The 24,815-nt window shown below is 54.0% G+C and carries 23 protein-coding genes, 3 tRNA genes and 3 rRNA genes; 17 read left to right on the top strand and 12 right to left on the bottom strand.

Going from position 1 to position 24,815, the window contains the following annotated elements:
* Nucleotides 1-10 precede the first annotated feature (10 nt).
* Both KGA69_RS01635 and tilS read left to right on the top strand, forming a co-directional pair.
* Complete coding sequence (locus KGA69_RS01635) at nucleotides 11-400, top strand: VOC family protein (RefSeq protein ID WP_015704453.1); 390 nt, start codon at nucleotides 11-13, stop codon at nucleotides 398-400.
* A 68-nt stretch (nucleotides 401-468) separates the two neighbouring features.
* Nucleotides 469-1,770 carry a tRNA lysidine(34) synthetase TilS gene (gene tilS / locus KGA69_RS01630; protein ID WP_213292756.1) on the top strand — a complete coding sequence of 434 codons (1,302 nt, stop codon included), beginning with the start codon at nucleotides 469-471 and terminating at the stop codon, nucleotides 1,768-1,770.
* A gap of 15 nt (nucleotides 1,771-1,785) precedes the next feature.
* On the opposite strand, the gene rof is transcribed toward tilS, so the two are convergent.
* Together rof and KGA69_RS01620 are read right to left on the bottom strand one after the other, a co-directional pair.
* Complete coding sequence (gene rof / locus KGA69_RS01625) at nucleotides 1,786-2,046, bottom strand: Rho-binding antiterminator (protein WP_045390162.1); 261 nt, start codon at nucleotides 2,044-2,046, stop codon at nucleotides 1,786-1,788.
* Complete coding sequence (locus KGA69_RS01620; RefSeq protein WP_015368145.1) at nucleotides 2,033-2,233, bottom strand: YaeP family protein; 201 nt, start codon at nucleotides 2,231-2,233, stop codon at nucleotides 2,033-2,035. The genes rof and KGA69_RS01620 overlap by 14 nt, the downstream gene beginning before the upstream one ends.
* 196 nt (nucleotides 2,234-2,429) lie before the next feature.
* On the opposite strand from KGA69_RS01620, the gene KGA69_RS01615 reads away from it, so the two are divergent.
* The 3 genes from KGA69_RS01615 to nlpE are packed head-to-tail and all read left to right on the top strand — an operon-like array spanning nucleotide 2,430 to nucleotide 4,126.
* Nucleotides 2,430-2,975: a YaeQ family protein gene (locus KGA69_RS01615; RefSeq protein ID WP_045390165.1), complete on the top strand. Its 546-nt coding sequence runs from the start codon at nucleotides 2,430-2,432 to the stop codon at nucleotides 2,973-2,975.
* Nucleotides 2,972-3,385 (top strand): alternative ribosome rescue aminoacyl-tRNA hydrolase ArfB, encoded by a 414-nt coding sequence (arfB, locus tag KGA69_RS01610; protein ID WP_045390167.1) that lies wholly within the window; start codon nucleotides 2,972-2,974, stop codon nucleotides 3,383-3,385. Before KGA69_RS01615 ends, arfB begins: the two co-directional genes overlap by 4 nt.
* Before the next feature lie 42 nt (nucleotides 3,386-3,427).
* Nucleotides 3,428-4,126: an envelope stress response activation lipoprotein NlpE gene (gene nlpE / locus KGA69_RS01605; protein ID WP_213292755.1), complete on the top strand. Its 699-nt coding sequence runs from the start codon at nucleotides 3,428-3,430 to the stop codon at nucleotides 4,124-4,126.
* 62 nt (nucleotides 4,127-4,188) lie between these two features.
* Here the strand turns inward: nlpE and proS are convergent, their stop codons facing one another.
* From proS to metN, 6 genes are all read right to left on the bottom strand, one after another.
* The gene (gene proS, locus KGA69_RS01600) at nucleotides 4,189-5,907 is read right to left on the bottom strand and encodes a proline--tRNA ligase (protein WP_047065175.1); all 1,719 of its coding nucleotides are present in this window, start codon (nucleotides 5,905-5,907) and stop codon (nucleotides 4,189-4,191) included.
* A gap of 112 nt (nucleotides 5,908-6,019) precedes the next feature.
* A complete protein-coding gene (gene tsaA / locus KGA69_RS01595) occupies nucleotides 6,020-6,727 on the bottom strand; it encodes a tRNA (N6-threonylcarbamoyladenosine(37)-N6)-methyltransferase TrmO (RefSeq protein WP_045390175.1) in 708 nt (235 codons plus the stop codon).
* Nucleotides 6,724-7,131, bottom strand: coding sequence for an Rcs stress response system protein RcsF (gene rcsF, locus KGA69_RS01590; RefSeq protein ID WP_015704458.1), 408 nt, complete (start codon nucleotides 7,129-7,131; stop codon nucleotides 6,724-6,726). Before rcsF ends, tsaA begins: the two co-directional genes overlap by 4 nt.
* A 107-nt stretch (nucleotides 7,132-7,238) precedes the next feature.
* Nucleotides 7,239-8,054, bottom strand: coding sequence for a methionine ABC transporter substrate-binding lipoprotein MetQ (gene metQ / locus KGA69_RS01585; RefSeq protein ID WP_015368138.1), 816 nt, complete (start codon nucleotides 8,052-8,054; stop codon nucleotides 7,239-7,241).
* Between the two features lie 43 nt (nucleotides 8,055-8,097).
* Nucleotides 8,098-8,751 carry a methionine ABC transporter permease MetI gene (locus KGA69_RS01580; protein WP_045390177.1) on the bottom strand — a complete coding sequence of 218 codons (654 nt, stop codon included), beginning with the start codon at nucleotides 8,749-8,751 and terminating at the stop codon, nucleotides 8,098-8,100.
* Nucleotides 8,744-9,775 (bottom strand): methionine ABC transporter ATP-binding protein MetN, encoded by a 1,032-nt coding sequence (gene metN / locus KGA69_RS01575; protein WP_045390179.1) that lies wholly within the window; start codon nucleotides 9,773-9,775, stop codon nucleotides 8,744-8,746. The genes KGA69_RS01580 and metN overlap by 8 nt, the downstream gene beginning before the upstream one ends.
* A 188-nt stretch (nucleotides 9,776-9,963) precedes the next feature.
* On the opposite strand from metN, the gene gmhB reads away from it, so the two are divergent.
* The 8 genes from gmhB (at nucleotide 9,964) to dkgB (ending at nucleotide 17,297) form a co-directional block, all read left to right on the top strand.
* Nucleotides 9,964-10,530, top strand: coding sequence for a D-glycero-beta-D-manno-heptose 1,7-bisphosphate 7-phosphatase (gene gmhB, locus KGA69_RS01570; protein ID WP_045376647.1), 567 nt, complete (start codon nucleotides 9,964-9,966; stop codon nucleotides 10,528-10,530).
* Nucleotides 10,531-10,899: 369 nt separating this feature from the next.
* A 16S ribosomal RNA gene (locus KGA69_RS01565) occupies nucleotides 10,900-12,439 on the top strand.
* A 71-nt stretch (nucleotides 12,440-12,510) separates the two neighbouring features.
* A tRNA-Ile gene (locus KGA69_RS01560) sits at nucleotides 12,511-12,587 on the top strand.
* Nucleotides 12,588-12,693: 106 nt separating this feature from the next.
* Nucleotides 12,694-12,769 (top strand) — tRNA-Ala (locus KGA69_RS01555).
* Nucleotides 12,770-13,076: 307 nt separating this feature from the next.
* Nucleotides 13,077-15,982 (top strand): 23S ribosomal RNA (locus KGA69_RS01550).
* 95 nt (nucleotides 15,983-16,077) lie between these two features.
* Nucleotides 16,078-16,193: ribosomal RNA gene (gene rrf, locus KGA69_RS01545) — 5S ribosomal RNA — on the top strand.
* The 16S, 23S and 5S rRNA genes sit together here with 3 tRNA genes alongside, the layout of an rRNA operon.
* A gap of 56 nt (nucleotides 16,194-16,249) precedes the next feature.
* Nucleotides 16,250-16,326 (top strand) — tRNA-Asp (locus KGA69_RS01540).
* Between the two features lie 167 nt (nucleotides 16,327-16,493).
* Complete coding sequence (dkgB, locus tag KGA69_RS01535) at nucleotides 16,494-17,297, top strand: 2,5-didehydrogluconate reductase DkgB (protein WP_049061038.1); 804 nt, start codon at nucleotides 16,494-16,496, stop codon at nucleotides 17,295-17,297.
* Nucleotides 17,298-17,346: 49 nt separating this feature from the next.
* On the opposite strand, the gene yafC is transcribed toward dkgB, so the two are convergent.
* The gene (gene yafC, locus KGA69_RS01530) at nucleotides 17,347-18,249 is read right to left on the bottom strand and encodes a DNA-binding transcriptional regulator YafC (RefSeq protein ID WP_047047173.1); all 903 of its coding nucleotides are present in this window, start codon (nucleotides 18,247-18,249) and stop codon (nucleotides 17,347-17,349) included.
* Nucleotides 18,250-18,353: 104 nt separating this feature from the next.
* On the opposite strand from yafC, the gene KGA69_RS01525 reads away from it, so the two are divergent.
* The 3 genes from KGA69_RS01525 (at nucleotide 18,354) to KGA69_RS01515 (ending at nucleotide 21,302) form a co-directional block, all read left to right on the top strand.
* Complete coding sequence (locus KGA69_RS01525) at nucleotides 18,354-19,544, top strand: MFS transporter (RefSeq protein ID WP_045397923.1); 1,191 nt, start codon at nucleotides 18,354-18,356, stop codon at nucleotides 19,542-19,544.
* A gap of 103 nt (nucleotides 19,545-19,647) precedes the next feature.
* Nucleotides 19,648-20,445, top strand: coding sequence for an endonuclease/exonuclease/phosphatase family protein (locus KGA69_RS01520; RefSeq protein WP_015704463.1), 798 nt, complete (start codon nucleotides 19,648-19,650; stop codon nucleotides 20,443-20,445).
* Between the two features lie 86 nt (nucleotides 20,446-20,531).
* Nucleotides 20,532-21,302, top strand: a complete 771-nt coding sequence (locus tag KGA69_RS01515; RefSeq protein WP_047067942.1) for a class I SAM-dependent methyltransferase — start codon at nucleotides 20,532-20,534, stop codon at nucleotides 21,300-21,302.
* 54 nt (nucleotides 21,303-21,356) lie between these two features.
* Here KGA69_RS01515 and mltD read toward each other — a convergent pair whose 3' ends face one another.
* Nucleotides 21,357-22,724 carry a murein transglycosylase D gene (gene mltD / locus KGA69_RS01510; RefSeq protein WP_213292754.1) on the bottom strand — a complete coding sequence of 456 codons (1,368 nt, stop codon included), beginning with the start codon at nucleotides 22,722-22,724 and terminating at the stop codon, nucleotides 21,357-21,359.
* Nucleotides 22,725-22,795: 71 nt separating this feature from the next.
* Nucleotides 22,796-23,551 carry a hydroxyacylglutathione hydrolase gene (gene gloB / locus KGA69_RS01505; protein WP_045397916.1) on the bottom strand — a complete coding sequence of 252 codons (756 nt, stop codon included), beginning with the start codon at nucleotides 23,549-23,551 and terminating at the stop codon, nucleotides 22,796-22,798.
* 33 nt (nucleotides 23,552-23,584) lie between these two features.
* On the opposite strand from gloB, the gene KGA69_RS01500 reads away from it, so the two are divergent.
* Nucleotides 23,585-24,307 carry a class I SAM-dependent methyltransferase gene (locus KGA69_RS01500; protein ID WP_045397913.1) on the top strand — a complete coding sequence of 241 codons (723 nt, stop codon included), beginning with the start codon at nucleotides 23,585-23,587 and terminating at the stop codon, nucleotides 24,305-24,307.
* Here the strand turns inward: KGA69_RS01500 and rnhA are convergent.
* Entirely contained in the window at nucleotides 24,304-24,771 is a 468-nt protein-coding gene (rnhA, locus tag KGA69_RS01495; RefSeq protein WP_015368126.1) for a ribonuclease HI, read from the bottom strand. The two genes, KGA69_RS01500 and rnhA, sit on opposite strands and share 4 nt — an antisense overlap.
* Between the last annotated feature and the right edge of the window lie 44 nt (nucleotides 24,772-24,815).

Raw genomic sequence — 24,815 nt, 5'->3', positions numbered from 1 at the left:
GAGAGCAACCATGCTGGGTTTAAAACGAGTTCACCATATTGCCATCATCGCGACAGACTACGCGAAGAGCAAAGCGTTCTATTGCGACATCCTCGGGTTTACGCTGCAGAGCGAGTTCTACCGCGCCGAGCGTGATTCGTGGAAGGGCGACCTGGCGCTGAACGGCGAGTATGTCATCGAGCTGTTTTCGTTCCCGTTCCCTCCTGCGCGCCCCAGCCGTCCGGAGGCCTGTGGTCTGCGCCACCTGGCGTTTAGCGTCGACGATATTGATGCCGCGGTTGCGCATCTGCAGGCGCACGGCGTCGCCTGCGAGGCTATCCGCATCGATCCGTTTACCGATAAGCGCTTCACCTTCTTCAACGATCCCGACGGCCTGCCGCTGGAGATTTACCAACAGTAATACTTGCCAGAACCAGCCCTGGCGCGTAACGTGCCGGGCTATCTCTTCTTAGCTGCGTACGCACGATCATGATGCCGGATATTGCCTCATCGCTTCGACCACATCGTCAGTTTCTGCTGGCCTTCAGCGGCGGCCTGGACTCAACCGTCCTACTGCACCGACTGGTACGCTGGCGCCAGCGCGAGCCAGCGATTCAGCTGCGCGCGATTCACATTCACCACGGCCTGAGTGCCAACGCTGACCATTGGGTTGAGCATTGCGAACAGATTTGCCAGCAATGGCAGGTACCGTTACAGGTGGTGCGCGTGACGCTGGCGGATGAGGGGTTGGGGATCGAAGCGCATGCTCGCCAGGCGCGCTATCAGGCTTTCCGTGAGGCGCTGCTGCCAGGCGAGGCGTTATTGACGGCACAACATCTCGACGACCAATGCGAGACCTTCCTGCTGGCGCTTAAGCGCGGTAGCGGCCCGACCGGCTTGTCGGCGATGGCCGCCAGTAGCGAGTTCGCTGGCGGAAAATTGCTGCGTCCGCTGCTCAGTGAGAGCCGTGAATCCCTGCATCAATGGGCGCTGACTCATCAACTGCGGTGGATTGAAGACGAAAGTAATCAGGACGATGCGTACGATCGTAACTTTCTGCGTCTGCGGGTGGTACCGCTGCTGAGCGAGCGCTGGCCGCATTTTGCCGAGGCTGTCGCCCGCAGTGCCAGCTTATGTGGCGAACAGGAACAGTTGCTCGATGAAATGCTGTCGGCAGAACTTGCCGCGCTGGTTGATGAGCGTGGTTCTCTGGCGATAGAACCGCTGAGCGCGATGAGCGCGCCGCGTCGTGCGGCGTTGCTGCGCCGCTGGCTGGCATCCCAACAGGCGCCGATGCCGTCGCGCGAAATGCCGGAGCGCATCTGGCAGGAAGTGGCGCTGGCGCGTGAAGACGCCGCGCCTTGCCTGCGGTTAGGCGGTTTTGCCGTCCGGCGCTACCAGCAGCGCCTGTTTTGGGTAAAGCATCTGGCAAGCCTGGCGGAACGGGAAATACCTTGGGGCGATGCGACTAAAGCGCTGACGCTACCGGAAGCGCTGGGAGAACTGGCATTGCAGTCCGGCGGGCCGCTACGCGCGCCACGCGCGGATGAGTCGGTATCGATACGTTTTCGCGCCAGCGGTAATCTGCACATTGTTGGGCGTCAGGGTGGCCGTAAGCTTAAGAAAATCTGGCAGGAAATGGCGGTCGCGCCCTGGCGTCGCGACGCCACGCCGCTTCTGTTTTATGGCGAAACCTTGATTGCCGCAGCCGATGGGCTGTTTGTCACCAGAGAGGGGCAAGTACAGGAAGGCGAAGGGTTACAGCTGATATGGCGAAAAACGGGCGGCTAAGCCGCCCGGTGGGCTTCAGGATTCGCTGACCACCACGGTGCCGATTTCCGGGTGGCTGAAACTGGCGATTTTATCCAGGCGCAGCTCGCGGACGTTACCGGCAAGTTCTACCACCAGATACTCGACATTTTTACGCGAGATAAGATCGCTCGCTTTGGCCTGTAGCTGTTCACCATCTTTCAGGGCCAGCGCCAGCACCAGGTGATGCTGGCAGGCAAGTTCGAGGTTGTCATAATCATCGCAGTTAATGGGTTGATAAGTATCATTCATTGACATAATCGCTCACCAATAAGTTTGCCGCCGCATAAGCGGCCTTTTCCCTGACTGACTCCGAAAGGGCCTGATCCGCCGCAACCTCATTTAATACTTTCAACACGCAGCCCAGCGCATCCGGGATATACCCTAAGTCTCCGCTGGCTATTTCCGCATACCGCTTGCGTATTAACTCACAATATTGATCCACATGCCCTCCTGTCAGCGTTCTGACTTAACCGTGGGATGCAAGTTTAAGCCTACGAAGATAAACTCTGTTTAGCAAGGTGACTATACCATAGTCATCTAAGCAATATCAGCAGGATGAAAGGAGTACCTGCGATTGCCGACAGCCTTTTGTCGCCAGTTTCGCTACAATGTACGCCATTTTTTTCAGGAGTTTATTCATGGCGCTGAAAGCGACGATTTATAAAGCTGTGGTTAATGTTGCCGATTTAGATCGCAACCAGTTTCTGGATGCTAACCTGACGCTGGCGCAACATCCCTCAGAAACCCAGGAGCGTATGATGCTGCGTCTGCTGGCGTGGATTAAATATGCCAACGAACGTCTGCAGTTTACCCGCGGGTTGTCCTCGGATGATGAACCGGAGCTGTGGCAGTTGAACGACCATTTGGGTGTTGATCTGTGGATTGAGCTGGGGCTGCCGGACGAGAAGCGCCTCAAGAAAGCCTGCTCGCGGGCGCAGGAGGTGGCGCTGTTTGCCTATAATAGCCGGGCGGCTGAAATCTGGTGGCAGCAAAATCAGAACAAGCTTGCGGCGTATCCGAAGCTGACTATCTGGTATCTTGATGATACGCAGCTGGCGCAGCTAAGCGCTTTTGCCGATCGCACTATGACGCTGCAGGCAACCCTGCAGGACGGCGGTATCTGGTTATCTGACGATCGGAATAATCTGGAAATTCATTTAACGGCCTGGCAGCAGCCGGCATGATAACGATTAGCCGCAGCGTTTCCATCCCGGATGAGGAGATCTCGCTTACCGGGGTCCGCGCACAGGGGGCGGGCGGTCAGCATGTGAATAAGGCCTCGACGGCGATTCACTTACGTTTTGATATTAAAGCATCGAGCCTGCCTGAGTTTTATAAAGAACGCCTGCTCGCCGCCAGTCACCACTTAATTTCTGCTGACGGTGTGGTTATCATTAAGGCTCAGGAATATCGTAGCCAGGAGATGAACCGCGAAGCGGCGATCTCGCGGCTGGTTACGCTGATAAAAGAATTAACCGCAGTGCAAAAAAGCCGCCGGGAGACGCGACCGACTCGGGCGTCAAAAGAGCGACGACTTGCCTCCAAGGCGCAAAAGTCCTCAGTCAAAGCGCTGCGTGGGAAGGTTCGCCATTGAGCGGCGTGGCGGACGGGTGGAATGGATTATAAGGAATTCACAGTGAAGAAAATTGTATTTTCGCTCGCAGCGGCCTGTTCGCTCTTTGCGCTGTTTGGCTGCAATCATCGCGCTGAGATGGAGACGGTTCAGCCGGCGGCGATGGAAGAGCTGAAACCGATGCAGCAAAGCTGGCGCGGTATTTTGCCTTGCGCGGATTGCGAAGGGATTGAGACCTCTTTGTTCCTTGAGAAAGATGGCACCTGGGTTATGAACGAACGTTATCAGGGCGTTAGCCGCGAGCCGTCATCTTTCGCTTCATATGGTACCTGGGCGCGTACCGCCGATAAACTGGTATTGACCAACAGCAAAGGCGAGAAATCTTACTATCGGGCGAAAGGCGACAAGCTGGAAATGCTCGATCGCGACGGCAATCCGATTAAATCAACGCTAAATTATACGCTTGAGCCTGTGAAGGCCAGCCTGCCGACGACGCCAATGGCGATGCGCGGGATGTATTTCTATATGGCGGATGCGGCAACCTTTACCGATTGCGTGACCGGTAAAACGATCGCGGTCGCGAATAACGCCCAGCTTGAGCGCGATTATGCCGCCGCGCGCGGGACCGATACTCGTCCGGTGCTGCTGGTGGTAGAAGGGCACTTCACTCTCGAAGCAAACCCGGATACCGGCGAGATGATGAAAACGCTAATGACGGATAAAGACAGTAAATTTATTCCGGGTAAAGACTGCGGTAATTAATTCTTGCAGTTGCTATAAAAAAGGCCTCGCTATTGCGAGGCCTTTTAGCTTTTAAGGGGAAATTAACCCTTAATCTGCTGCACCAGGTAATTCACGATATCCCCGGTCTTAATCAGCTGCTTCTCGCCGTTGCGACGATGTTTGTATTCGATATCATCGTTGTCGAGGTTACGGTCGCCGAGCACGATGGTGTGAGGAATACCGATCAGCTCCATATCGGCGAACATCACGCCCGGACGCTCTTTACGGTCGTCCATCAGCACGTCGATGCCATGCGCACGCAGCTCGGCGTACAGCTTCTCGGCCAGCTCCTGCACGCGATAGGACTTGTGCATGTTCATCGGCAGAATAGCGACCTGGAACGGCGCGATGGCGTCCGGCCAGATAATCCCGCGATCGTCAAAGTTCTGCTCAATGGCTGCGGCCACTACGCGGGTCACCCCAATACCGTAGCAACCCATGGTCAGAATCTGGTTACGGCCATCTTCGCCCTGCACCGCGGCATTCATTGCCTGAGAGTACTTGGTGCCCAGCTGGAAGATGTGGCCGACTTCGATACCGCGTTTGATAAGCAGGGTACCTTTGCCGTCCGGGCTCGGGTCGCCGGCAACGACATTACGAATATCAGCAACTTCCGGAGTCGCGACGTCGCGATCCCAGTTAATGCCGAAATAGTGTTTGCCATCGATGTTAGCGCCGGCGGCGAAATCGCTCATGGCCGCGACGGTACGGTCGATAACCACCGGAATCGGCATGTTAACCGGACCGAGAGAACCAGGTCCCGCGTTAACGATAGCGCGGATCTCTTCTTCGCTGGCGAAGGTCAGCGGGCTCGCGACCTGCGGCAGTTTTTCCGCTTTCACTTCGTTGAGCTCGTGATCGCCGCGTACCAGCAGGGCGACCAGCGGGTAGCTGCTATCTTCCACCGCTTTCACCAGCAGGGTCTTCACGGTTTTTTCGATTGGCAGATTGAACTGCTCAACCAGCTCGGCGATGGTTTTTGCGTTCGGCGTGTCTACCAGCGTCATTTCTTGCGTCGCGGCGGCGCGCGGCTCTTTAGGCGCGACGGCTTCGGCAAACTCAATGTTCGCCGCGTAGTCGGAGCTGTCAGAGAAGATCACGTCATCTTCGCCGCTCTGCGCCAGCACCTGGAACTCATGGGAAGCGCTACCGCCGATCGAACCGGTGTCAGCCTGTACCGCGCGGAAATCCAGCCCCATACGGCTGAAGATTTTGCTGTAAGCGGTATACATCGCGTCGTAGGTTTCCTGCAGCGATTCCTGAGAGGTATGGAAAGAGTAAGCATCTTTCATCAGGAACTCACGGGAGCGCATCACGCCGAAACGCGGGCGGACTTCATCGCGGAACTTGGTCTGAATCTGATAGAAGTTCAGCGGCAGCTGTTTATAAGAGTTCAGCTCGTTGCGAATCAGGTCGGTAATGACCTCTTCGTGAGTCGGGCCGAGAACGAACGGGCGATCGCCACGATCGGCAATGCGCAGCAGCTCAGGGCCATATTGCTCCCAGCGACCGCTCTCCTGCCACAGTTCAGAAGGCTGAACTACCGGCATTAACACCTCGATAGCACCGGCGTTGTTCATCTCTTCACGCACGATGTTCTCGACTTTTTTCAGAACGCGCACGCCGGTCGGCAGCCAGGTGTACAACCCTGAGGCCAGCTTGCGGATCATCCCGGCGCGCAGCATCAGCTGATGGCTGATGACTTCGGCGTCGGCAGGTGTCTCCTTTAGAGTGGAGAGCAGATATTGGCTAGTACGCATGTTGTTACGGTTCCATTTGGACGATCGGAACAGGCTGGAGAGCCAGCCTGAAACAAAAAAAGTGGTTTAGTTTACCAGTGTGGCAAAGATGCCAAAAGAGAGGAAAATAAAATTAGCGCGGTTCGAGAGAAAAGACTTCAAAACCGTAGGGGATTACCCGCCAGCGCACGTTGAAATCGAGCAGCCAGACGGCGTAGTTTTTCCCTGCTTCTTCCTCTTTACGATAAGCCGGACGCGGATCCTGCGCCAGTACTTCACGGATAAACGCTTTGATATGCGGGTAGCGTTTTTCCAGAGTCAGTAACTGTGCTTCTATTTCCGGCGTAAAGCTGACATTCATGCCAGCCAGCGGCGCCTGCTGCGCATAACTGGCGCTGGCGTCCGGCAGGGCTTCGGCAAAGGGAAGATAAGGTTTGATATCAACCACCGGCGTACCGTCTACGAGATCGAGGCTGCCAAGTTCCAGTATCACCTGATCCTTCTGGCAGCGAACGCCTTTTAGTTCAACCAGCGACATGCCGATAGGGTTGGGGCGAAACGTCGAGCGGGTTGCAAAGACGCCCATGCGCGCGTTGCCCCCAAGGCGGGGAGGGCGCACAGTCGGGCGCCAGCCGCCAGCCATGGTCTGATGAAAGACAAACAGGACCCACAGATGGCTGAAGTTTTCCAGCCCACGCACGGCGTCAGCCTGGTTATAAGGCGCGAGCAGATGCAGCTCTCCGCCGCCGTGTTCAACCAGGCCTGGCTGGCGAGGAACGGCAAACTTCTCTTTATACGGCGAGCGGATGACGCCTATCTGCGCGAACTGAAATGCACTCATTGTGCCGAGACGTTAAGCGCTGAACCCAGGCAAACGGCCTGACGGTAGCAGCCTGGCGTACCGCTGGTCACTTCGCAGCTGTGCAGCAGCACGGCGTTGGCCTTCATTTTGGCCGCGTTGATTTGCATGCGTTTACGGGCGGTCGGGATATTCGGCGGGGAGTCCTGGTTTGAAGCCTGACATGATTCGCCGCTCACTTCACCCAGATCGCGGAAGGGTTTGCCTACCAGCGCGGCGGCATCGGTATAGATTCTGACCGGCGCGGGACGTGAGACTTTTGGTTTAGCCGTTTCCGTCTGGACTGGCGTGGTTGCGGTGCTTTTAACAGGCTCAACGGGGGATCTGCTTAGCATAGAACAACCGCTTAACATGAGTGCTAACAAACAGACCGGTAAAGCACGCATAGTATTTCCTCAATGAATTATAAACAGGGCGCTATTGAATCAGGTGCTTGCATAAATGACAAGACGGGCATAAAGCCCGTCCTGAATGATATTACGCTGAAAGCAGATTACCAGCCTTTCACTGCGCCGCCGTTAAAGATTTTGTTAGCGGCTTCGTAAACTTCATCGCTCTGGTAAGCCTGAACAAATTTCTTAACATTTTCCGCGTCTTTATTATCTTCGCGGGCGACGATCAGGTTTACGTAAGGCGAGTTTTTGTCTTCAACGAAGATACCGTCTTTCGCCGGGGTCAGGCCAATCTGGCTGGCGTAGGTTGTGTTGATGACCGCCAGAGCGATCTGCGCGTCGTCCAGAGAACGCGGCAGCTGCGGCGCTTCCAGCTCAACGATCTTCAGGTTTTTCGGGTTCTCAACCACGTCCAGAGACGTCGGCAGCAGACCTACGCCTTCTTTCAGTTTAATCAGGCCCACTTGCTGCAGCAGCAGCAGAGAACGGCCGAGGTTGGTCGGATCGTTCGGAACGGCAATCTGTGAGCCCGGCTGCAGTTCGTCCAGAGATTTGATTTTCTTCGAGTAGCCAGCGATCGGATAGACGAAGGTGTTGCCGACGGAAACCAGTTTATAACCGCGGTCTTTAATCTGCTGATCGAGATACGGTTTGTGCTGGAAGGCGTTAACGTCGATGTCGCCTTTGCTCAGCGCTTCGTTCGGCAACACGTAGTCGTTGAAGGTCACCAGCTCAACGTCGAGGCCATACTTCTCTTTTGCCACTTTCTGTGCGACTTCAGCAACCTGCTGTTCCGCACCGACGATCACGCCGACTTTAATATGGTTAGGATCTTTTTCATCCTGACCGCAACCCACCAGAGCCAGAGAACCGATTAATGCGCCAACTGCCGCAAAGGTTTTGAAATTAAAGGCCATGTTATTTCCTTCCTGTAAGAATTAGTGTTGTGTGTCAATAACGTTATTTGTGAGTCACAGCCCGGACGATACGATCGCCTGAGAATTGAATTAAATAAACCAGAATAACCAGCAATACCAGCACGGTATTCATTACCGTCGCGTTATAGCCGATGTAGCCGTACTGATAGCCAATCTGACCCAGACCACCGGCACCCACCGCACCGCCCATCGCAGAATAGCCCACGAGGGTAATAAGCGTGATGGTAGCGGCGTTCACCAGACCCGGTAATGCTTCAGGTAGCAGGACCTTACGGACGATCTGCAGCGGCGTTGCGCCCATCGCGCGTGAGGCTTCGATAAGCCCGGTCGGGATCTCGAGCAGCGCGTTTTCCACCATACGTGCGATAAACGGCGCGGCGCCGACCGTTAACGGCACAATCGCTGCCTGCAGGCCGATTGAGGTACCGACGATCACGCGGGTAAACGGAATCATCCATACCAGCAGAATAATGAATGGAATCGAGCGGAAGATATTAACCAGCGCCGATAGCGTACGATACAGTCGGGCGTTGGCGGCAATCTGCCCCGGACGGGTAACGTACAGCAGTACCCCGACCGGCAAGCCGAGCACAAAGCCAAAGAAGCCGGAGACAAACGTCATAGCCAGCGTTTCCCACACGCCGCGAACCAGCAGCCAGATCATTGGTTCAGACATATCCCAGTACCTCTACTTTTACATGATGTTCCTGCAGCCAGGCGATCGCCGCCTGAGTATCTTCCGGTGTGCCGTGCATTTCGGTCAGCATGATGCCGAACTTCACTCCGCCGGCGTAATCCATCTGCGCGCTAATAATGTTGTTATTCACATTAAAGCGGCGGGCGGTTTCCGACAGCAGCGGCGCATCGACGGAATGGCCGGTGAACTCCATACGCAACATCGGCACGCTGTCAGGCAGCGGGGTGGGCTTCAGGCGTGCCTGATAGTCGTCCGGAATATCCAGATGCAGGGTAGACTGAATGAACTGCTGAGCCAGCGGCGTCTTAGGATGCGAGAAGACTTCGCTCACGGTGTCCTGCTCGATCAGTTGACCATTACTAATGACCGCCACGCAGTCGCAGATACGTTTAACCACGTCCATTTCATGGGTGATCAACAGAATGGTCAGCCCCAGACGACGGTTGATGTCTTTTAACAGTTCGAGGATCGAACGGGTCGTTGCCGGGTCGAGCGCGCTGGTGGCTTCATCGCACAGCAGCACTTTTGGGTTACTGGCCAGCGCGCGGGCAATCGCCACGCGCTGTTTCTGGCCACCGGAGAGGTTTGCCGGATAGCTGTCGTGCTTATCGCCAAGACCAACCAGGTCCAGCAGTTCATTAACGCGGCGTTTGATTTCCGCCGGCGGCGTGTTGTCCAGCTCAAGCGGCAGCGCCACGTTGCCGAAAACGGTACGTGAAGCAAGCAAGTTAAAGTGCTGGAAGATCATGCCAATCTGACGGCGCGCGCGAGTCAGTTCTTTTTCAGTCAGCGCGGTGAGTTCCTGGTTATCAACCTGCACGCTGCCTTCGGTTGGGCGTTCCAGCAGGTTAACGCAGCGAATCAGCGTACTTTTACCTGCGCCGGAAGCGCCGATCACGCCGTAAATTTGCCCGGCAGGGACATGCAGGCTGACATTGTTCAGCGCCTGTATGGTGCGGTTCCCCTGCTGGAACACTTTGGTAATATTCGAAAGTTTAATCATCAGTTATTTATTATCGTTTAGCCGTTTGCCGTGGCATTTTCTTCTGCCGTGTGCAGGCGATGCCTGTCAATGAAATGGATGTTAAGGCATCCAGACGTCTAAATCAATCTGACTCTTTATAATGAGCACTTTCTTGCATGGCGAAACATGCGATACTAACGGCATTAGCCTTTATCAGGAGCAAACCGGTGGCAAAGTCTGTACCCGCAATTTTTCTCGACCGTGACGGCACGATTAATATCGATCATGGTTACGTCCACGAAATCGACAACTTTGAGTTTATCGACGGCGTCATTGATGCCATGCGTGAACTAAAAGCGATGGGATTTGCGTTAGTGCTGGTGACCAACCAGTCAGGCATCGCGCGCGGTAAATTCACGGAAGCGCAATTTGAGACCCTCACCGAATGGATGGACTGGTCGCTGGCAGACCGCGGCGTGGATCTCGACGGTATCTATTATTGTCCGCATCACCCGCAGGGGAGCGTTGAAGAGTTCCGCCAGACCTGCGATTGCCGTAAGCCGCATCCGGGGATGCTCATTTCCGCACGCGATTTCCTGCATATTGATATGGCTGCTTCTTATATGGTGGGCGATAAACTCGAAGACATGCAGGCGGCTGCGGCGGCGAATGTCGGAACGAAAGTGCTGGTGCGTACCGGTAAGCCGGTTACCGCAGAAGCGGAAAGCGCCGCGGATTGGGTGCTAAATAGCCTGGCGGACCTGCCTGCGGCTATCAAAAAGCAGCAAAAATAAGCGTTACGTATAAAAGATGAGCGGTTGAAATAAAAATGTATTTTTCCGCTTGTCATTCCCGGCGGGCTCCCTATAATGCGCCTCCATCGACACGGCGGATGTGAATCACTTCACACAAACAGCCGGTTCGGTTGAAGAGAAAAATTCTGAAATTCAGGGTTGACTCTGAAAGAGGAAAGCGTAATATACGCCACCTCGCGACAGAGCGCTAAAGCGCGTCGCAACTGCTCTTTAACAATTTATCAGACAATCTGTGTGGGCACTCAAAGTGACATGGATTCTTAACGTCCTCGGACGAAAAATGAATACCAAGTCTCTGAGTGAACATGCGTAATTCATTACGAAGTTTAATTCACGAGCATCAAACTTAAATTGAAGAGTTTGATCATGGCTCAGATTGAACGCTGGCGGCAGGCCTAACACATGCAAGTCGAGCGGTAGCACAGAGAGCTTGCTCTCGGGTGACGAGCGGCGGACGGGTGAGTAATGTCTGGGAAACTGCCTGATGGAGGGGGATAACTACTGGAAACGGTAGCTAATACCGCATAACGTCGCAAGACCAAAGTGGGGGACCTTAGGGCCTCATGCCATCAGATGTGCCCAGATGGGATTAGCTAGTAGGTGGGGTAATGGCTCACCTAGGCGACGATCCCTAGCTGGTCTGAGAGGATGACCAGCCACACTGGAACTGAGACACGGTCCAGACTCCTACGGGAGGCAGCAGTGGGGAATATTGCACAATGGGCGCAAGCCTGATGCAGCCATGCCGCGTGTATGAAGAAGGCCTTCGGGTTGTAAAGTACTTTCAGCGAGGAGGAAGGCGCTAAGGTTAATAACCTTAGCGATTGACGTTACTCGCAGAAGAAGCACCGGCTAACTCCGTGCCAGCAGCCGCGGTAATACGGAGGGTGCAAGCGTTAATCGGAATTACTGGGCGTAAAGCGCACGCAGGCGGTCTGTCAAGTCGGATGTGAAATCCCCGGGCTCAACCTGGGAACTGCATTCGAAACTGGCAGGCTAGAGTCTTGTAGAGGGGGGTAGAATTCCAGGTGTAGCGGTGAAATGCGTAGAGATCTGGAGGAATACCGGTGGCGAAGGCGGCCCCCTGGACAAAGACTGACGCTCAGGTGCGAAAGCGTGGGGAGCAAACAGGATTAGATACCCTGGTAGTCCACGCCGTAAACGATGTCGACTTGGAGGTTGTGCCCTTGAGGCGTGGCTTCCGGAGCTAACGCGTTAAGTCGACCGCCTGGGGAGTACGGCCGCAAGGTTAAAACTCAAATGAATTGACGGGGGCCCGCACAAGCGGTGGAGCATGTGGTTTAATTCGATGCAACGCGAAGAACCTTACCTACTCTTGACATCCAGAGAACTTAGCAGAGATGCTTTGGTGCCTTCGGGAACTCTGAGACAGGTGCTGCATGGCTGTCGTCAGCTCGTGTTGTGAAATGTTGGGTTAAGTCCCGCAACGAGCGCAACCCTTATCCTTTGTTGCCAGCGGTCCGGCCGGGAACTCAAAGGAGACTGCCAGTGATAAACTGGAGGAAGGTGGGGATGACGTCAAGTCATCATGGCCCTTACGAGTAGGGCTACACACGTGCTACAATGGCATATACAAAGAGAAGCGACCTCGCGAGAGCAAGCGGACCTCATAAAGTATGTCGTAGTCCGGATTGGAGTCTGCAACTCGACTCCATGAAGTCGGAATCGCTAGTAATCGTAGATCAGAATGCTACGGTGAATACGTTCCCGGGCCTTGTACACACCGCCCGTCACACCATGGGAGTGGGTTGCAAAAGAAGTAGGTAGCTTAACCTTCGGGAGGGCGCTTACCACTTTGTGATTCATGACTGGGGTGAAGTCGTAACAAGGTAACCGTAGGGGAACCTGCGGTTGGATCACCTCCTTACCTTAAAGAACCTGCCTTTGTAGTGCTCACACAGATTGTCTGATGAAAATACAGCAGTAAGTAATCTCTGCAGGCTTGTAGCTCAGGTGGTTAGAGCGCACCCCTGATAAGGGTGAGGTCGGTGGTTCAAGTCCACTCAGGCCTACCAAATTTTCCCTGAATACTGCGTTGTGGCAAAGCTCGCATACTTCAGTATGCTTCGCTTCACCACGCCTTGTCTCAGGAAAAATTACCGGTAAAGAGATAACTACGATGGGGCTATAGCTCAGCTGGGAGAGCGCCTGCTTTGCACGCAGGAGGTCTGCGGTTCGATCCCGCATAGCTCCACCATTATTACTGCAAAAAACAAGAAAACTTCAGAGTGTACCTGAAAAGGTTCACTGCGAAGTTTTGCTCTTTAAAAATCTGGATCAAGCTGAAAATTGAAACGACACACAGTCAATGTGTGTTCGAGTCTCTCAAATTTTCGCAATCAGAAGATGACACTGTAAAAGGTGACGTGAGCAAAGTGAAGCCAAGGCGTACCGCACGCAGCGAGCGGAGTGGACTATATGTCCATGAGCATCGCGAGTACGGAACAACGCAGGATTCACGATGCGCAACGAACCGGACAGAATGAAACATCTTCGGGTTGTGAGGTTAAGCGACTAAGCGTACACGGTGGATGCCCTGGCAGTCAGAGGCGATGAAGGACGTGCTAATCTGCGAAAAGCGTCGGTAAGGTGATATGAACCGTTATAGCCGGCGATGTCCGAATGGGGAAACCCAGTGCAATTCGTTGCACTATCGTTAACTGAATACATAGGTTAACGAGGCGAACCGGGGGAACTGAAACATCTAAGTACCCCGAGGAAAAGAAATCAACCGAGATTCCCCCAGTAGCGGCGAGCGAACGGGGAGCAGCCCAGAGTCTGAATCAGCTTGTGTGTTAGTGGAACGGTCTGGAAAGTCCGACGGTACAGGGTGATAGTCCCGTACACCAAAATGCACAGGTTGTGAACTCGAAGAGTAGGGCGGGACACGTGGTATCCTGTCTGAATATGGGGGGACCATCCTCCAAGGCTAAATACTCCTGACTGACCGATAGTGAACCAGTACCGTGAGGGAAAGGCGAAAAGAACCCCGGCGAGGGGAGTGAAAAAGAACCTGAAACCGTGTACGTACAAGCAGTGGGAGCACCTTTATGGTGTGACTGCGTACCTTTTGTATAATGGGTCAGCGACTTATATTCTGTAGCAAGGTTAACCGTATAGGGGAGCCGCAGGGAAACCGAGTCTTAACTGGGCGTTAAGTTGCAGGGTATAGACCCGAAACCCGGTGATCTAGCCATGGGCAGGTTGAAGGTTGGGTAACACTAACTGGAGGACCGAACCGACTAATGTTGAAAAATTAGCGGATGACTTGTGGCTGGGGGTGAAAGGCCAATCAAACCGGGAGATAGCTGGTTCTCCCCGAAAGCTATTTAGGTAGCGCCTCGTGAATTCATCTTCGGGGGTAGAGCACTGTTTCGGCTAGGGGGTCATCCCGACTTACCAACCCGATGCAAACTACGAATACCGAAGAATGTTATCACGGGAGACACACGGCGGGTGCTAACGTCCGTCGTGAAGAGGGAAACAACCCAGACCGCCAGCTAAGGTCCCAAAGTCACAGTTAAGTGGGAAACGATGTGGGAAGGCACAGACAGCCAGGATGTTGGCTTAGAAGCAGCCATCATTTAAAGAAAGCGTAATAGCTCACTGGTCGAGTCGGCCTGCGCGGAAGATGTAACGGGGCTAAACTGTGCACCGAAGCTGCGGCAGCGACACTATGTGTTGTTGGGTAGGGGAGCGTTCTGTAAGCCTGCGAAGGTGGCCTGTGAGGGTTGCTGGAGGTATCAGAAGTGCGAATGCTGACATAAGTAACGATAATGCGGGTGAAAAGCCCGCACGCCGGAAGACCAAGGGTTCCTGTCCAACGTTAATCGGGGCAGGGTGAGTCGACCCCTAAGGCGAGGCCGAAAGGCGTAGTCGATGGGAAACAGGTTAATATTCCTGTACTTGGTGTTACTGCGAAGGGGGGACGGAGAAGGCTATGTTAGCCGGGCGACGGTTGTCCCGGTTTAAGCATGTAGGCGGAGGTTCCAGGTAAATCCGGTACCTTATTAACGCTGAGGTGTGATGACGAGGCACTACGGTGCTGAAGTAACAAATGCCCTGCTTCCAGGAAAAGCCTCTAAGCATCAGGTAACATCAAATCGTACCCCAAACCGACACAGGTGGTCAGGTAGAGAATACCAAGGCGCTTGAGAGAACTCGGGTGAAGGAACTAGGCAAAATGGTGCCGTAACTTCGGGAGAAGGCACGCTGATATGTAGGTGAAGCCCCTGCGGGTGGAGCTGAAATCAGTCGAAGATACCAGCTGGCTGCAACTGTTTATTAAAAACACAGCACTGTGCAAACACGAAAGTGGACGTATACGGTGTGACGCCTGCCCGGTGCCGGAAGGTTAATTGATGGGGTTATCCGTAAGGAGAAGCTCTTGATCGAAGCCCCGGTAAACGGCGGCCGTAACTATAACGGTCCTAAGGTAGCGAAATTCCTTGTCGGGTAAGTTCCGACCTGCACGAATGGCGTAATGATGGCCAGGCTGTCTCCACCCGAGACTCAGTGAAATTGAACTCGCTGTGAAGATGCAGTGTACCCGCGGCAAGACGGAAAGACCCCGTGAACCTTTACTATAGCTTGACACTGAACATTGAGCCTTGATGTGTAGGATAGGTGGGAGGCTTTGAAGCGTGGACGCCAGTCTGCGTGGAGCCAACCTTGAAATACCACCCTTTAATGTTTGATGTTCTAACGTTGGCCCCTAATCGGGGTTGCGGACAGTGTCTGGTGGGTAGTTTGACTGGGGCGGTCTCCTCCCAAAGAGTAACGGAGGAGCACGAAGGTTAGCTAATCCTGGTCGGACATCAGGAGGTTAGTGCAATGGCATAAGCTAGCTTGACTGCGAGCGTGACGGCGCGAGCAGGTGCGAAAGCAGGTCATAGTGATCCGGTGGTTCTGAATGGAAGGGCCATCGCTCAACGGATAAAAGGTACTCCGGGGATAACAGGCTGATACCGCCCAAGAGTTCATATCGACGGCGGTGTTTGGCACCTCGATGTCGGCTCATCACATCCTGGGGCTGAAGTAGGTCCCAAGGGTATGGCTGTTCGCCATTTAAAGTGGTACGCGAGCTGGGTTTAGAACGTCGTGAGACAGTTCGGTCCCTATCTGCCGTGGGCGCTGGAGAATTGAGGGGGGCTGCTCCTAGTACGAGAGGACCGGAGTGGACGCATCACTGGTGTTCGGGTTGTCATGCCAATGGCATTGCCCGGTAGCTAAATGCGGAAGAGATAAGTGCTGAAAGCATCTAAGCACGAAACTTGCCCCGAGATGAGTTCTCCCTGAGACTTTAAGTCTCCTGAAGGAACGTTAAAGACGATGACGTTGATAGGTCGGGTGTGTAAGCGTAGCGATACGTTGAGCTAACCGATACTAATGAACCGTGAGGCTTAACCTTACAACGCCGAAGGTGTTTTGGCGGATTTGAGATGATTTTCAGCGTGATACAGATTAATCAGTGCGTCGTATGACGGGCTGATAAAACAGAATTTGCCTGGCGGCGATAGCGCGGTGGTCCCACCTGACCCCATGCCGAACTCAGAAGTGAAACGCCGTAGCGCCGATGGTAGTGTGGGGTCTCCCCATGTGAGAGTAGGGAACTGCCAGGCATCAAATTTGCAGTAAAACCGGGGCATTAAACCGGTAGATGTAGAAAAAATTCGGTGGAGCGGTAGTTCAGTCGGTTAGAATACCTGCCTGTCACGCAGGGGGTCGCGGGTTCGAGTCCCGTCCGTTCCGCCACTTATTAAAAGCCCTGAGCATTTGCTCAGGGCTTTTTTGTTTCTTCATCTCCAATTATTGCTAAATCAGCAAAAATCCTCTGCATTTATCGATCTTTTTCCCAACCCAACCTTCAACCATAATGGCCTCAGTTAAGCGAAACGAATAATTAACGAGGAACATCTATCATGGCAATCCCTGCATTTGGTCTTGGCACTTTCCGTCTGCAAGACGACGTAGTCATCAACTCTGTAAAAATGGCGCTGGAGCTGGGCTATCGTACTATCGATACCGCACAGATCTATGAAAACGAAGCCGCTGTTGGTCAGGCTATCGCGGAAAGCGGCGTGCCGCGTGATGAACTGTTCATCACCACCAAAATCTGGATCGAAAACCTGAGCAAAGACAAGCTGATCGCCAGCCTTAAAGAAAGTCTGCAGAAGCTGCGCACCGATTATGTTGATCTGACGCTGATTCACTGGCCGTCGCCGAACGATGCGGTTGCTGTCGAAGAGTTTATGGCTGCGCTGATGGAAGCGAAGAAACTGGGTCTGACCCGTCAGATCGGTATCTCTAACTTCACCATTCCGCTGATGGAGCGTGCGATCGCCGCCGTTGGCGCTGAAAATATCGCGACTAATCAGGTTGAACTGTCTCCGTACCTGCAGAACCGTAAAGTGGTAGATTGGGCGCGTGAACACGGTATCCACATCACCTCTTATATGACGCTGGCCTACGGTAAGGCGCTGAAAGATGAAGTGATTGCCCGTATCGCGGCGAAACATAATGCGACCCCGGCACAGGTTATCCTGGCGTGGGCGATGGGCGAAGGTTATGCGGTTATTCCATCTTCCACCAAGCGTGAAAATCTGGCGAGCAACCTGAAAGCGCTGGATCTGAAGCTGGATGATGAAGATCGTAAAGCGATTGCCGCACTGGATTGCAATGACCGTCTGGTAAGTCCGGAAGGTCTGGCGCCGAAGTGGGATTAATCCACCGATTCCGGCAGGCGGTTGATGCCGCTGCCGGACGATAGTTATTTTACAGCTCCTTCGGGAGCTGTTTGACGTGCTCACTAAGAAAGTCAATAAATGCCCTGATGCGCGTGCTGACGGCTCTGTCGCTGTAATACACCGCACTGAAAGGCATCTCCACCGGCAAGCGCTTGTCGGCAAGTAGCTCCACAAACTCCCCGCTGGCAATCTCTTTATCCACCATATAATCCGATAGGCAGGCAATACCATTGCCGCTAAGACAGAGCTGTTTTAGCGTTTCGCCACTGTTAGAGGTAAGTTCACAACCGACTTCCAGTAATTGGCCATCGCTGGCGGCGATAGGCCAGGTATTTAACGAGACGGGTTCGGTGAACCCCAGACAGAGGTGATCCGCAAGATCTTCCACATTCACCGGCGTGCCGTAGCGGGCGATATAATCAGGTGAGGCGATGATCTTGCGATAACTATTGAATAGCGGGCGGGCGCGCAGGCTGGAATCGGTTAGGGTACCCGCGCGGATCGCGACGTCGACTTTACGCTCTATAAGATTAATGAAGGTTTCCGAGGAAACCAGCGAGAGCGTCATTTCCGGATAACGTTCACGAAACGGTTTTACCAGCGGCATTAAAAAATGCAGCATCACCGGCGTAGCGGCATCCACGCGGAGTAAGCCGCGAGGGGTGGTACGGGTCTCTAAAAGCTCATTTTCAGCAGCCGCCATCTCCTGCAACACCACCTGCATGCGGCGGAAATAACGCTCGCCTTCTTCTGTCAGGCTCAGCTGGCGCGTGGTCCGGTTTAATAAACTAACGCCTAGCTTTGATTCCAGCTTTTTGACTGCCCGGCTGACGGCAGAGTTTGCCTGCCCGAGCTGCTCGGCCGCCCGGCTAAAACTGCCGCTTTCCACTACGGCGACGAAGATAGCGATCTCTTCTGACGTGGCTCTCATTGTTGCACCTATAGCAAAATTCTATTGAGATTTTGATGGTTTTTGTTATTTAAACATCCCTGCATACTACGTGTCATCTTAATCCTGATGCTACGGAGTAAATTATGCCACTGGCGCTACTTGCATTAACCATCGGTGCCTTTGCTATTGGCACTACCGAATTTGTGATCGTCGGCCTGGTACCGACCATCGCTGAACAACTGGCTATCTCGCTGCCGTCTGCGGGCCTGCTGGTTTCCATCTATGCACTGGGTGTGGCCGTTGGCGCGCCGGTACTGACTGCCCTGACCGGCCGTATGCCGCGTAAGCAACTCCTGCTGGCGCTAATGGTGTTGTTTACCGCCGGCAACCTGTTGGCGTGGCAGGCACCGGGTTATGGCACTTTAATTGTGGCCCGCCTGCTGACCGGCCTGGCGCACGGCGTGTTTTTCTCAATCGGCTCGACGATCGCCACTAGCCTGGTGCCAAAAGAGAAAGCCGCCTCGGCCATTGCTATCATGTTCGGCGGCCTGACGGTCGCGCTGGTAACCGGGGTGCCTTTCGGGACTTTCATCGGTCAGCATTTTGGCTGGCGGGAAACGTTCCTCGCGGTATCGATTCTTGGCGTCATTGCGCTTATCAGCAGCTTGATTCTGGTGCCAAATAATATTCCGGGCCGCGCCGGCGCCAGCCTTCGCGATCAGCTGAAAGTCTTGACCCATCCACGCCTGTTGATGATCTACGCGATTACCGCGCTGGGCTATGGCGGCGTGTTTACCGCATTTACTTTCCTTGCGCCGATGATGCAGGAGTTGGCTGGTTTTAGCCCGTCGGCGGTCAGTTGGATCCTGCTGGGTTACGGTATCTCCGTCGCTATCGGTAACGTATGGGGCGGTAAACTGGCTGATAAACATGGCGCTGTCGCCGCGTTGAAATTCATCTTTGCCGCATTAGTCGTGCTGCTGCTGATCTTCCAGCTCACCGCCAGCCTGCACTACGCTGCTTTGGCAACGGTGCTGGTGATGGGGATTTTCGCCTTCGGCAACGTTCCGGGTCTGCAGGTCTATGTGGTGCAAAAGGCAGAACAGTACACGCCGGGCGCCGTTGATGTCGCCTCTGGGTTGAATATCGCCGCCTTCAATATCGGTATTGCCCTTGGGTCGGTCATTGGTGGACAGGCGGTTGAATGGTATGGTCTGGCCCAGACGCCGTGGATCGGCGCGGTAATTGTGTTGGTCGCATTGCTGCTGGTCGTACTGAGCGGTCGTTTAGATAAATCTCCACGCCGTTCGGCAGCCGTTTCTCTCGAAGGATAAGGCTTTCTCGCAAATTGCATTGAAAGTGTATGGGAAAATCCCTATAACAGAAGAACCAGCCGCAGTCGGGCTGGTTTCCTGTTATCGAGGTTCAATGCCCAAATTGCGAAAGAATACCTATGCCATGCGCTATGTCGCCGGACAACCTGCGGAGAGAATCTTGCCTCCGGGGGCGTTTGCGGGCGTCAGTCCGGTTTATCCCGCCGGCGCGCCGTTAAGCAGCGATGAGAAAATTCGCGTGCTGGTGTGGAATATTTTTAAGCAGCAGCGTGCTGAATGGCAGTCGGTACTCAAAAATTTCGGCAAAGACGCGCATCTGGTCCTGTTGCAAGAGGCGCAAACTACCCCGGAACTGGTCAGGTTCGCGACTTCAAACTATCTGGCCGCCGATCAGGTGCCGGCCCTGGTATTGCCGCAGCATCCTTCCGGCGTGATGACGCTGGCCTCCGCTCACCCCATCTATTGCTGTCCGTTGCGCGAGCGCGAACCTATTTTACGTTTGCCTAAATCGGCGTTAGTGACCGTTTATCCGCTGCCCGATGCGCGGCTGTTGATGGTGGTGAATATTCACGCGGTTAATTTTAGTCTCGGCGTCGATGTTTACAGTAAACAGCTGCTGCCAATTGGCGATCAGATTGCCCATCACAGCGGGCCGGTAATCATGGCTGGTGATTTCAACGCCTGGAGCCGCCCGCGGATGAACGCGCTGTACCGCTTTGCGCGTGAGATGTCGTTACGCGAAGTTCGTTTCTCTGACGATCAGCGCCGCCGCGCGTTTGGTCGCCCGCTCGATTTTGTGTTCTACCGTGGATTAAGCGTGCACGATGCTTCCGTGCTGGTGACCCGCGCCTCCGATCACAACCCGCTACTAGTCGAATTCAGTCCCGGCAAGCCTGATTAATTAAGGTATGTCAGGCCTGCCATCGGGCAGGCCTGCGTTCAGCACGATGCTGCCCTTTATTACTCAAACCACCGAAGGACAACACAATGACAACACGCTCTCATCATGACAACGTCGAAAAGCAGTTTGGCTCACAGGCAAGCGCCTATCTGACCAGCGCCGTGCACGCCTCCGGGCGCGATCTGCAGCGTCTGGCGGAACGGCTGGCGGATTTCCCGCAGGCAACGTTGCTGGATATGGGATGCGGGGCAGGGCACGCCAGCTTTACCGCTGCCGGCCAGGTAGCGCAGGTTACCGCGTATGATTTATCGAGCCAGATGCTGGAGGTTGTCGCTCAGGCGGCAAAAGACAAAGGCTTTACCAACATTGTGACTCAGCAGGGGTATGCTGAAACGTTGCCGTTCGCCGATGCCAGTTTTGATGTGGTGATTAGCCGCTACTCCGCTCACCATTGGCATGATGTCGGCCAGGCGCTGCGCGAGGTGAAACGCGTGCTGAAGCCGGGCGGGGTGATGATCATCATGGACGTGATGTCTCCGGGGCATCCGGTACGTGATGTCTGGCTGCAAACCGTAGAAGCCCTGCGCGACACTTCACACGTGCGTAATTACTCCAGCGGCGAGTGGCTGGCGCTGGCCAACGACGCAGGTCTGGCGATTAATCATTTATTGACCGACCGTCTGCCGCTGGAGTTTAGCTCCTGGGTCGCGCGGATGCGCACGCCCGAGGCGCTGGCGGAGGCGATTCGCTTATATCAGCAGAGCGCATCGGCGGAGGTTAAAGCCTACTTCGAATTACAGCAGGACGGATCGTTTACCAGCGATACCATCATGTTTGAAGCGCATAAAGCAGTGTAACGCTGGCAATAAAAAAGGCACCGGGGAATCGGTGCCTTTCTCATTATCCTGAAATCAGGATTCAGGTCTGTCGTTGTTCTTCACAAACAACGTCAGCTGATCCCCTGGCTTCAGGTTATCTGTATCGCTGTTCCAGCGCATAACGTCGCGGATATTGACGCCGTGGCGTTTTGCGATGCTCGACAGCGAGTCGCCCTTACGAACAAGATAGGTGATGCTATCGCTGTTGTTCGCCAGACGTTGCGCGCTGCTGCCTGCGCCGACAACCAGATTTTGCCCGACTTTAAGCCCAGAACCGCGCAGGTTGTTCCACTGCTGTAGATCCCTGGTGGTGACGCCGAGACGCGAAGCAATCCCGGAAATCGTATCGCCAGAACGTACCTTATAGCTACGGCTGGTCAGCGGCGTATTGTCAGCAAGCAGCGTCGGCTGTACGGCGGCAATGTCGCCAGAGGCCAGAGATTCACGCAGTTGAGCTGCGTGCTTCTGAGGCACCATGACGTACTTTGGCCCGCTAGCGCCAAGCGTTGACCCCTTTACCCCAGCGTTGAAGGTTTTCAGCTTGCTAACCGGCATTCCTGCCATGTCCGCGAGTTGAGAAATATCAACCGGACTATCGAGGCGAACGCGCGCCAGCGCCCGGCTTTCATCAGCCGTTGGCAGCTTCACGCCGTAACGCTTGCTGTTTTTGAGAATATCGCTCAAAGCCAGCATTTTTGGTACGTAGACCTTGGTTTCATGCGGCAGCGAGAGCGACCAGAAATCGGTGGATTTACCACGCGAACGGTTCGCCTTCACGGCCTTCATCACCCGGCCTTCGCCGCTGTTATAGGCTGCGACGGTCAGTAACCAGTCGCCGTCGAACATTTTGTTCAGACGTTGCATCATGTCCAGCGCCGCGGTAGTAGACGCGACGACATCACGACGCGCATCGTAACTGCGGGTCTGTTTTAAACCATAATTGCGCCCTGTGCTCGGAATGATCTGCCAAATGCCTGCGGCATTGGCGCCAGACGTCGCGTGTGGGTCAAAAGCGCTCTCCACTATGGGTAGTAATACCAGTTCCATTGGCATGTTACGTTTCTTAACTTGCCCGGCTATCCAGTACATATACGGTTCAGCCCGTAAAGTTACATCGTGGAGATAGCTCTTATTACGTAAGTACTTCTGTTTCTGTTCGCGAATCCGGGGGTTTTCCGGAATTCCCATCTTTAGCTCGTCGCTTATGGAAGTCCACAGATCCTGGTCTTGCGCGTAGAGGGTTCCATCATCTAACCATCGCGCCTGACTTGTGAACTTGCCTGCTTCCCCTTGACCAGCTGCAGAAAGGCTCTGTGCTCGCTGTTCTACGGTGCCGTCGTGCTTCGACGCCTGGCACCCTACCAGCAGGACAGAGGCGAGTAATATCGCTCGTGCCTTCATGTGTGTGTCAATAGTTGCTTAAAAGACGAGCAAGGATAACGGTGAAGGCCGAGGATGACAAGCGTTAAATCTCAGAAGTCATCTTTCTTTGACCTTAACCATGCAAATCTCTGCGCAGAGTGTTGCAAATTTGTTTCTTTGGCTATTTCTTTAATTAAATCATTGTCATCCGTACGTAAAAATAAATTTATACGGCGTTCATTTTTCAGAGTAACGGGTAGTGTCTTTTGGTTTTTTGCGCGTAACTCATTAACTTTATGGTAGTAATCCTTTATATCCATATCATCTGGCAGGATACTCAATGCAAACTTCATGTTTGCTAAAGTGTACTCATGTGCGCAACAAATTAGTGTGTCAGCGGGAAGGGCGTTTATTTTCATAAATGATTGATACATTTGGTCTGCTGTACCTTCGAACAGTCTGCCACAGCCTCCGGAAAACATTGTATCGCCACAAAATAGATAAGGTTCGCTGTAGAAACAGATATGTCCTAATGTGTGACCAGGAGTGGAGAAAATAGAAAATTCGCGGCCCAAAACAGTAATGCTATCGCCATCAGATACAATATCCGTGCTTCCCTTATCCTGGGTTTCTGCCGGCCCGTAAACCACAAGTTGCGGGAACTTTTGCCGCAGTTCTTTCACGCCGCCAACATGATCGTGGTGGTGGTGGGTTAACAAAATCGCTTCTGGCTGCCAGTTGTTTTCTTCAATGGCCGCGAGTACCGGCGCGGCTTCGCCCGGGTCGACTATCACACAACGATGGCTATCGTCGCTAAGAACCCAGATGTAGTTGTCCTGAAATGCAGGAATACTGATAAGATTCATAAATTACCTCTCAAAGCGTTGCGGAAGGTTGCGATGAAGCCGGCAAGGATACCTCATACAATTACAGCTCCAGAGCATTGGTCCAGTATGCCGTGGGGTGAGTACTATCGCGAGTCGCTGGAACGGCATATGAAACCGTGGCTGGCTAAATTATATGGCTTTCATCTACTTAAGATTGGCAATCTGAGCGCGGAAATCAATACCGAAGCCTGCGCGATCTCCCATCAGGTGAACGTTTCGCTGGGGGGGAGTCCTATCCAGGTCAAAGCCGACCCGCTGTATCTTCCTTTCGCCGCCAAATCTGTGGATGCCTGTTTACTGGCGCATACTTTGCCATGGTGCAGCGATCCGCACCGGCTGTTGCGGGAAGCTGACCGCGTGCTGATTGACGATGGCTGGATGATTTTGACCGCCTTTAATCCGATGAGCCTCGTCGGATTGCGCAAGGTGACGCCGATTCTGCGAAAAACTATCCCCTATAACAGCCGCATGTTTACCATGACGCGACAGCTTGACTGGCTGGCGCTGCTCAATTTTGAAGTGCTGCACTACGGTCGCTATCAGGTGCTGCCCTGGTCGAAGCTGGGGGGAAAAATGTTAAGTACACATCTGCCGGCTTTGGGGTGTTTGCAGATGATCGTCGCGCGGAAAAGAACCATTCCGCTGACGCTAAATCCGATGAAGTCCGGGAAGGCGAAGACGCAGCTGCGTCCGGCCGTTGGCGCCACCAGGCAGTGGCGCGACGGGGGAAATTAGCTTTCCGGCTGGTAGCCGACGTCGTCCAGCGTGGGGTTAGACGCCGCAGCGCGCGCGAGTTCGTCACAGCGTTCGTTTTCCGGGTGCCCGGCATGGCCTTTGACCCATTCCCACTTAATTTGATGCTGGCCGAGAGCGGCATCAAGACGTTTCCACAGATCGACATTTTTAACCGGCTTTTTGTCCGCGGTTTTCCAGCCGCGTTTTTTCCAGTTATGGATCCACTGGGTTATCCCCTGGCGGACGTACTGGCTATCGGTGCTTAGCACCACTTCGCAATGCTCTTTAAGCGCTTCGAGAGCGACGATGGCAGCCATCAGTTCCATGCGGTTGTTAGTCGTCAGGCGGTAGCCCGCGCTGTAGGTTTTTTCATGCTGGCGATAGCGCATAATAGCGCCGTAGCCGCCAGGCCCTGGATTCCCCAGGCAAGAACCATCGGTGAAAATTTCTACCTGTTTGAGCATCTCTGGTAGACTTCCTGTAATTGAAATCGATATGTAAACGACAA

This window comes from Klebsiella sp. A52, from assembly GCF_018388785.1.
Lineage (GTDB): Bacteria > Pseudomonadota > Gammaproteobacteria > Enterobacterales > Enterobacteriaceae > Klebsiella > Klebsiella aerogenes.
The sequence above is the reverse complement of the archived record's forward strand: the minus strand, read 5'-3'. Positions and strand labels throughout refer to the sequence as shown.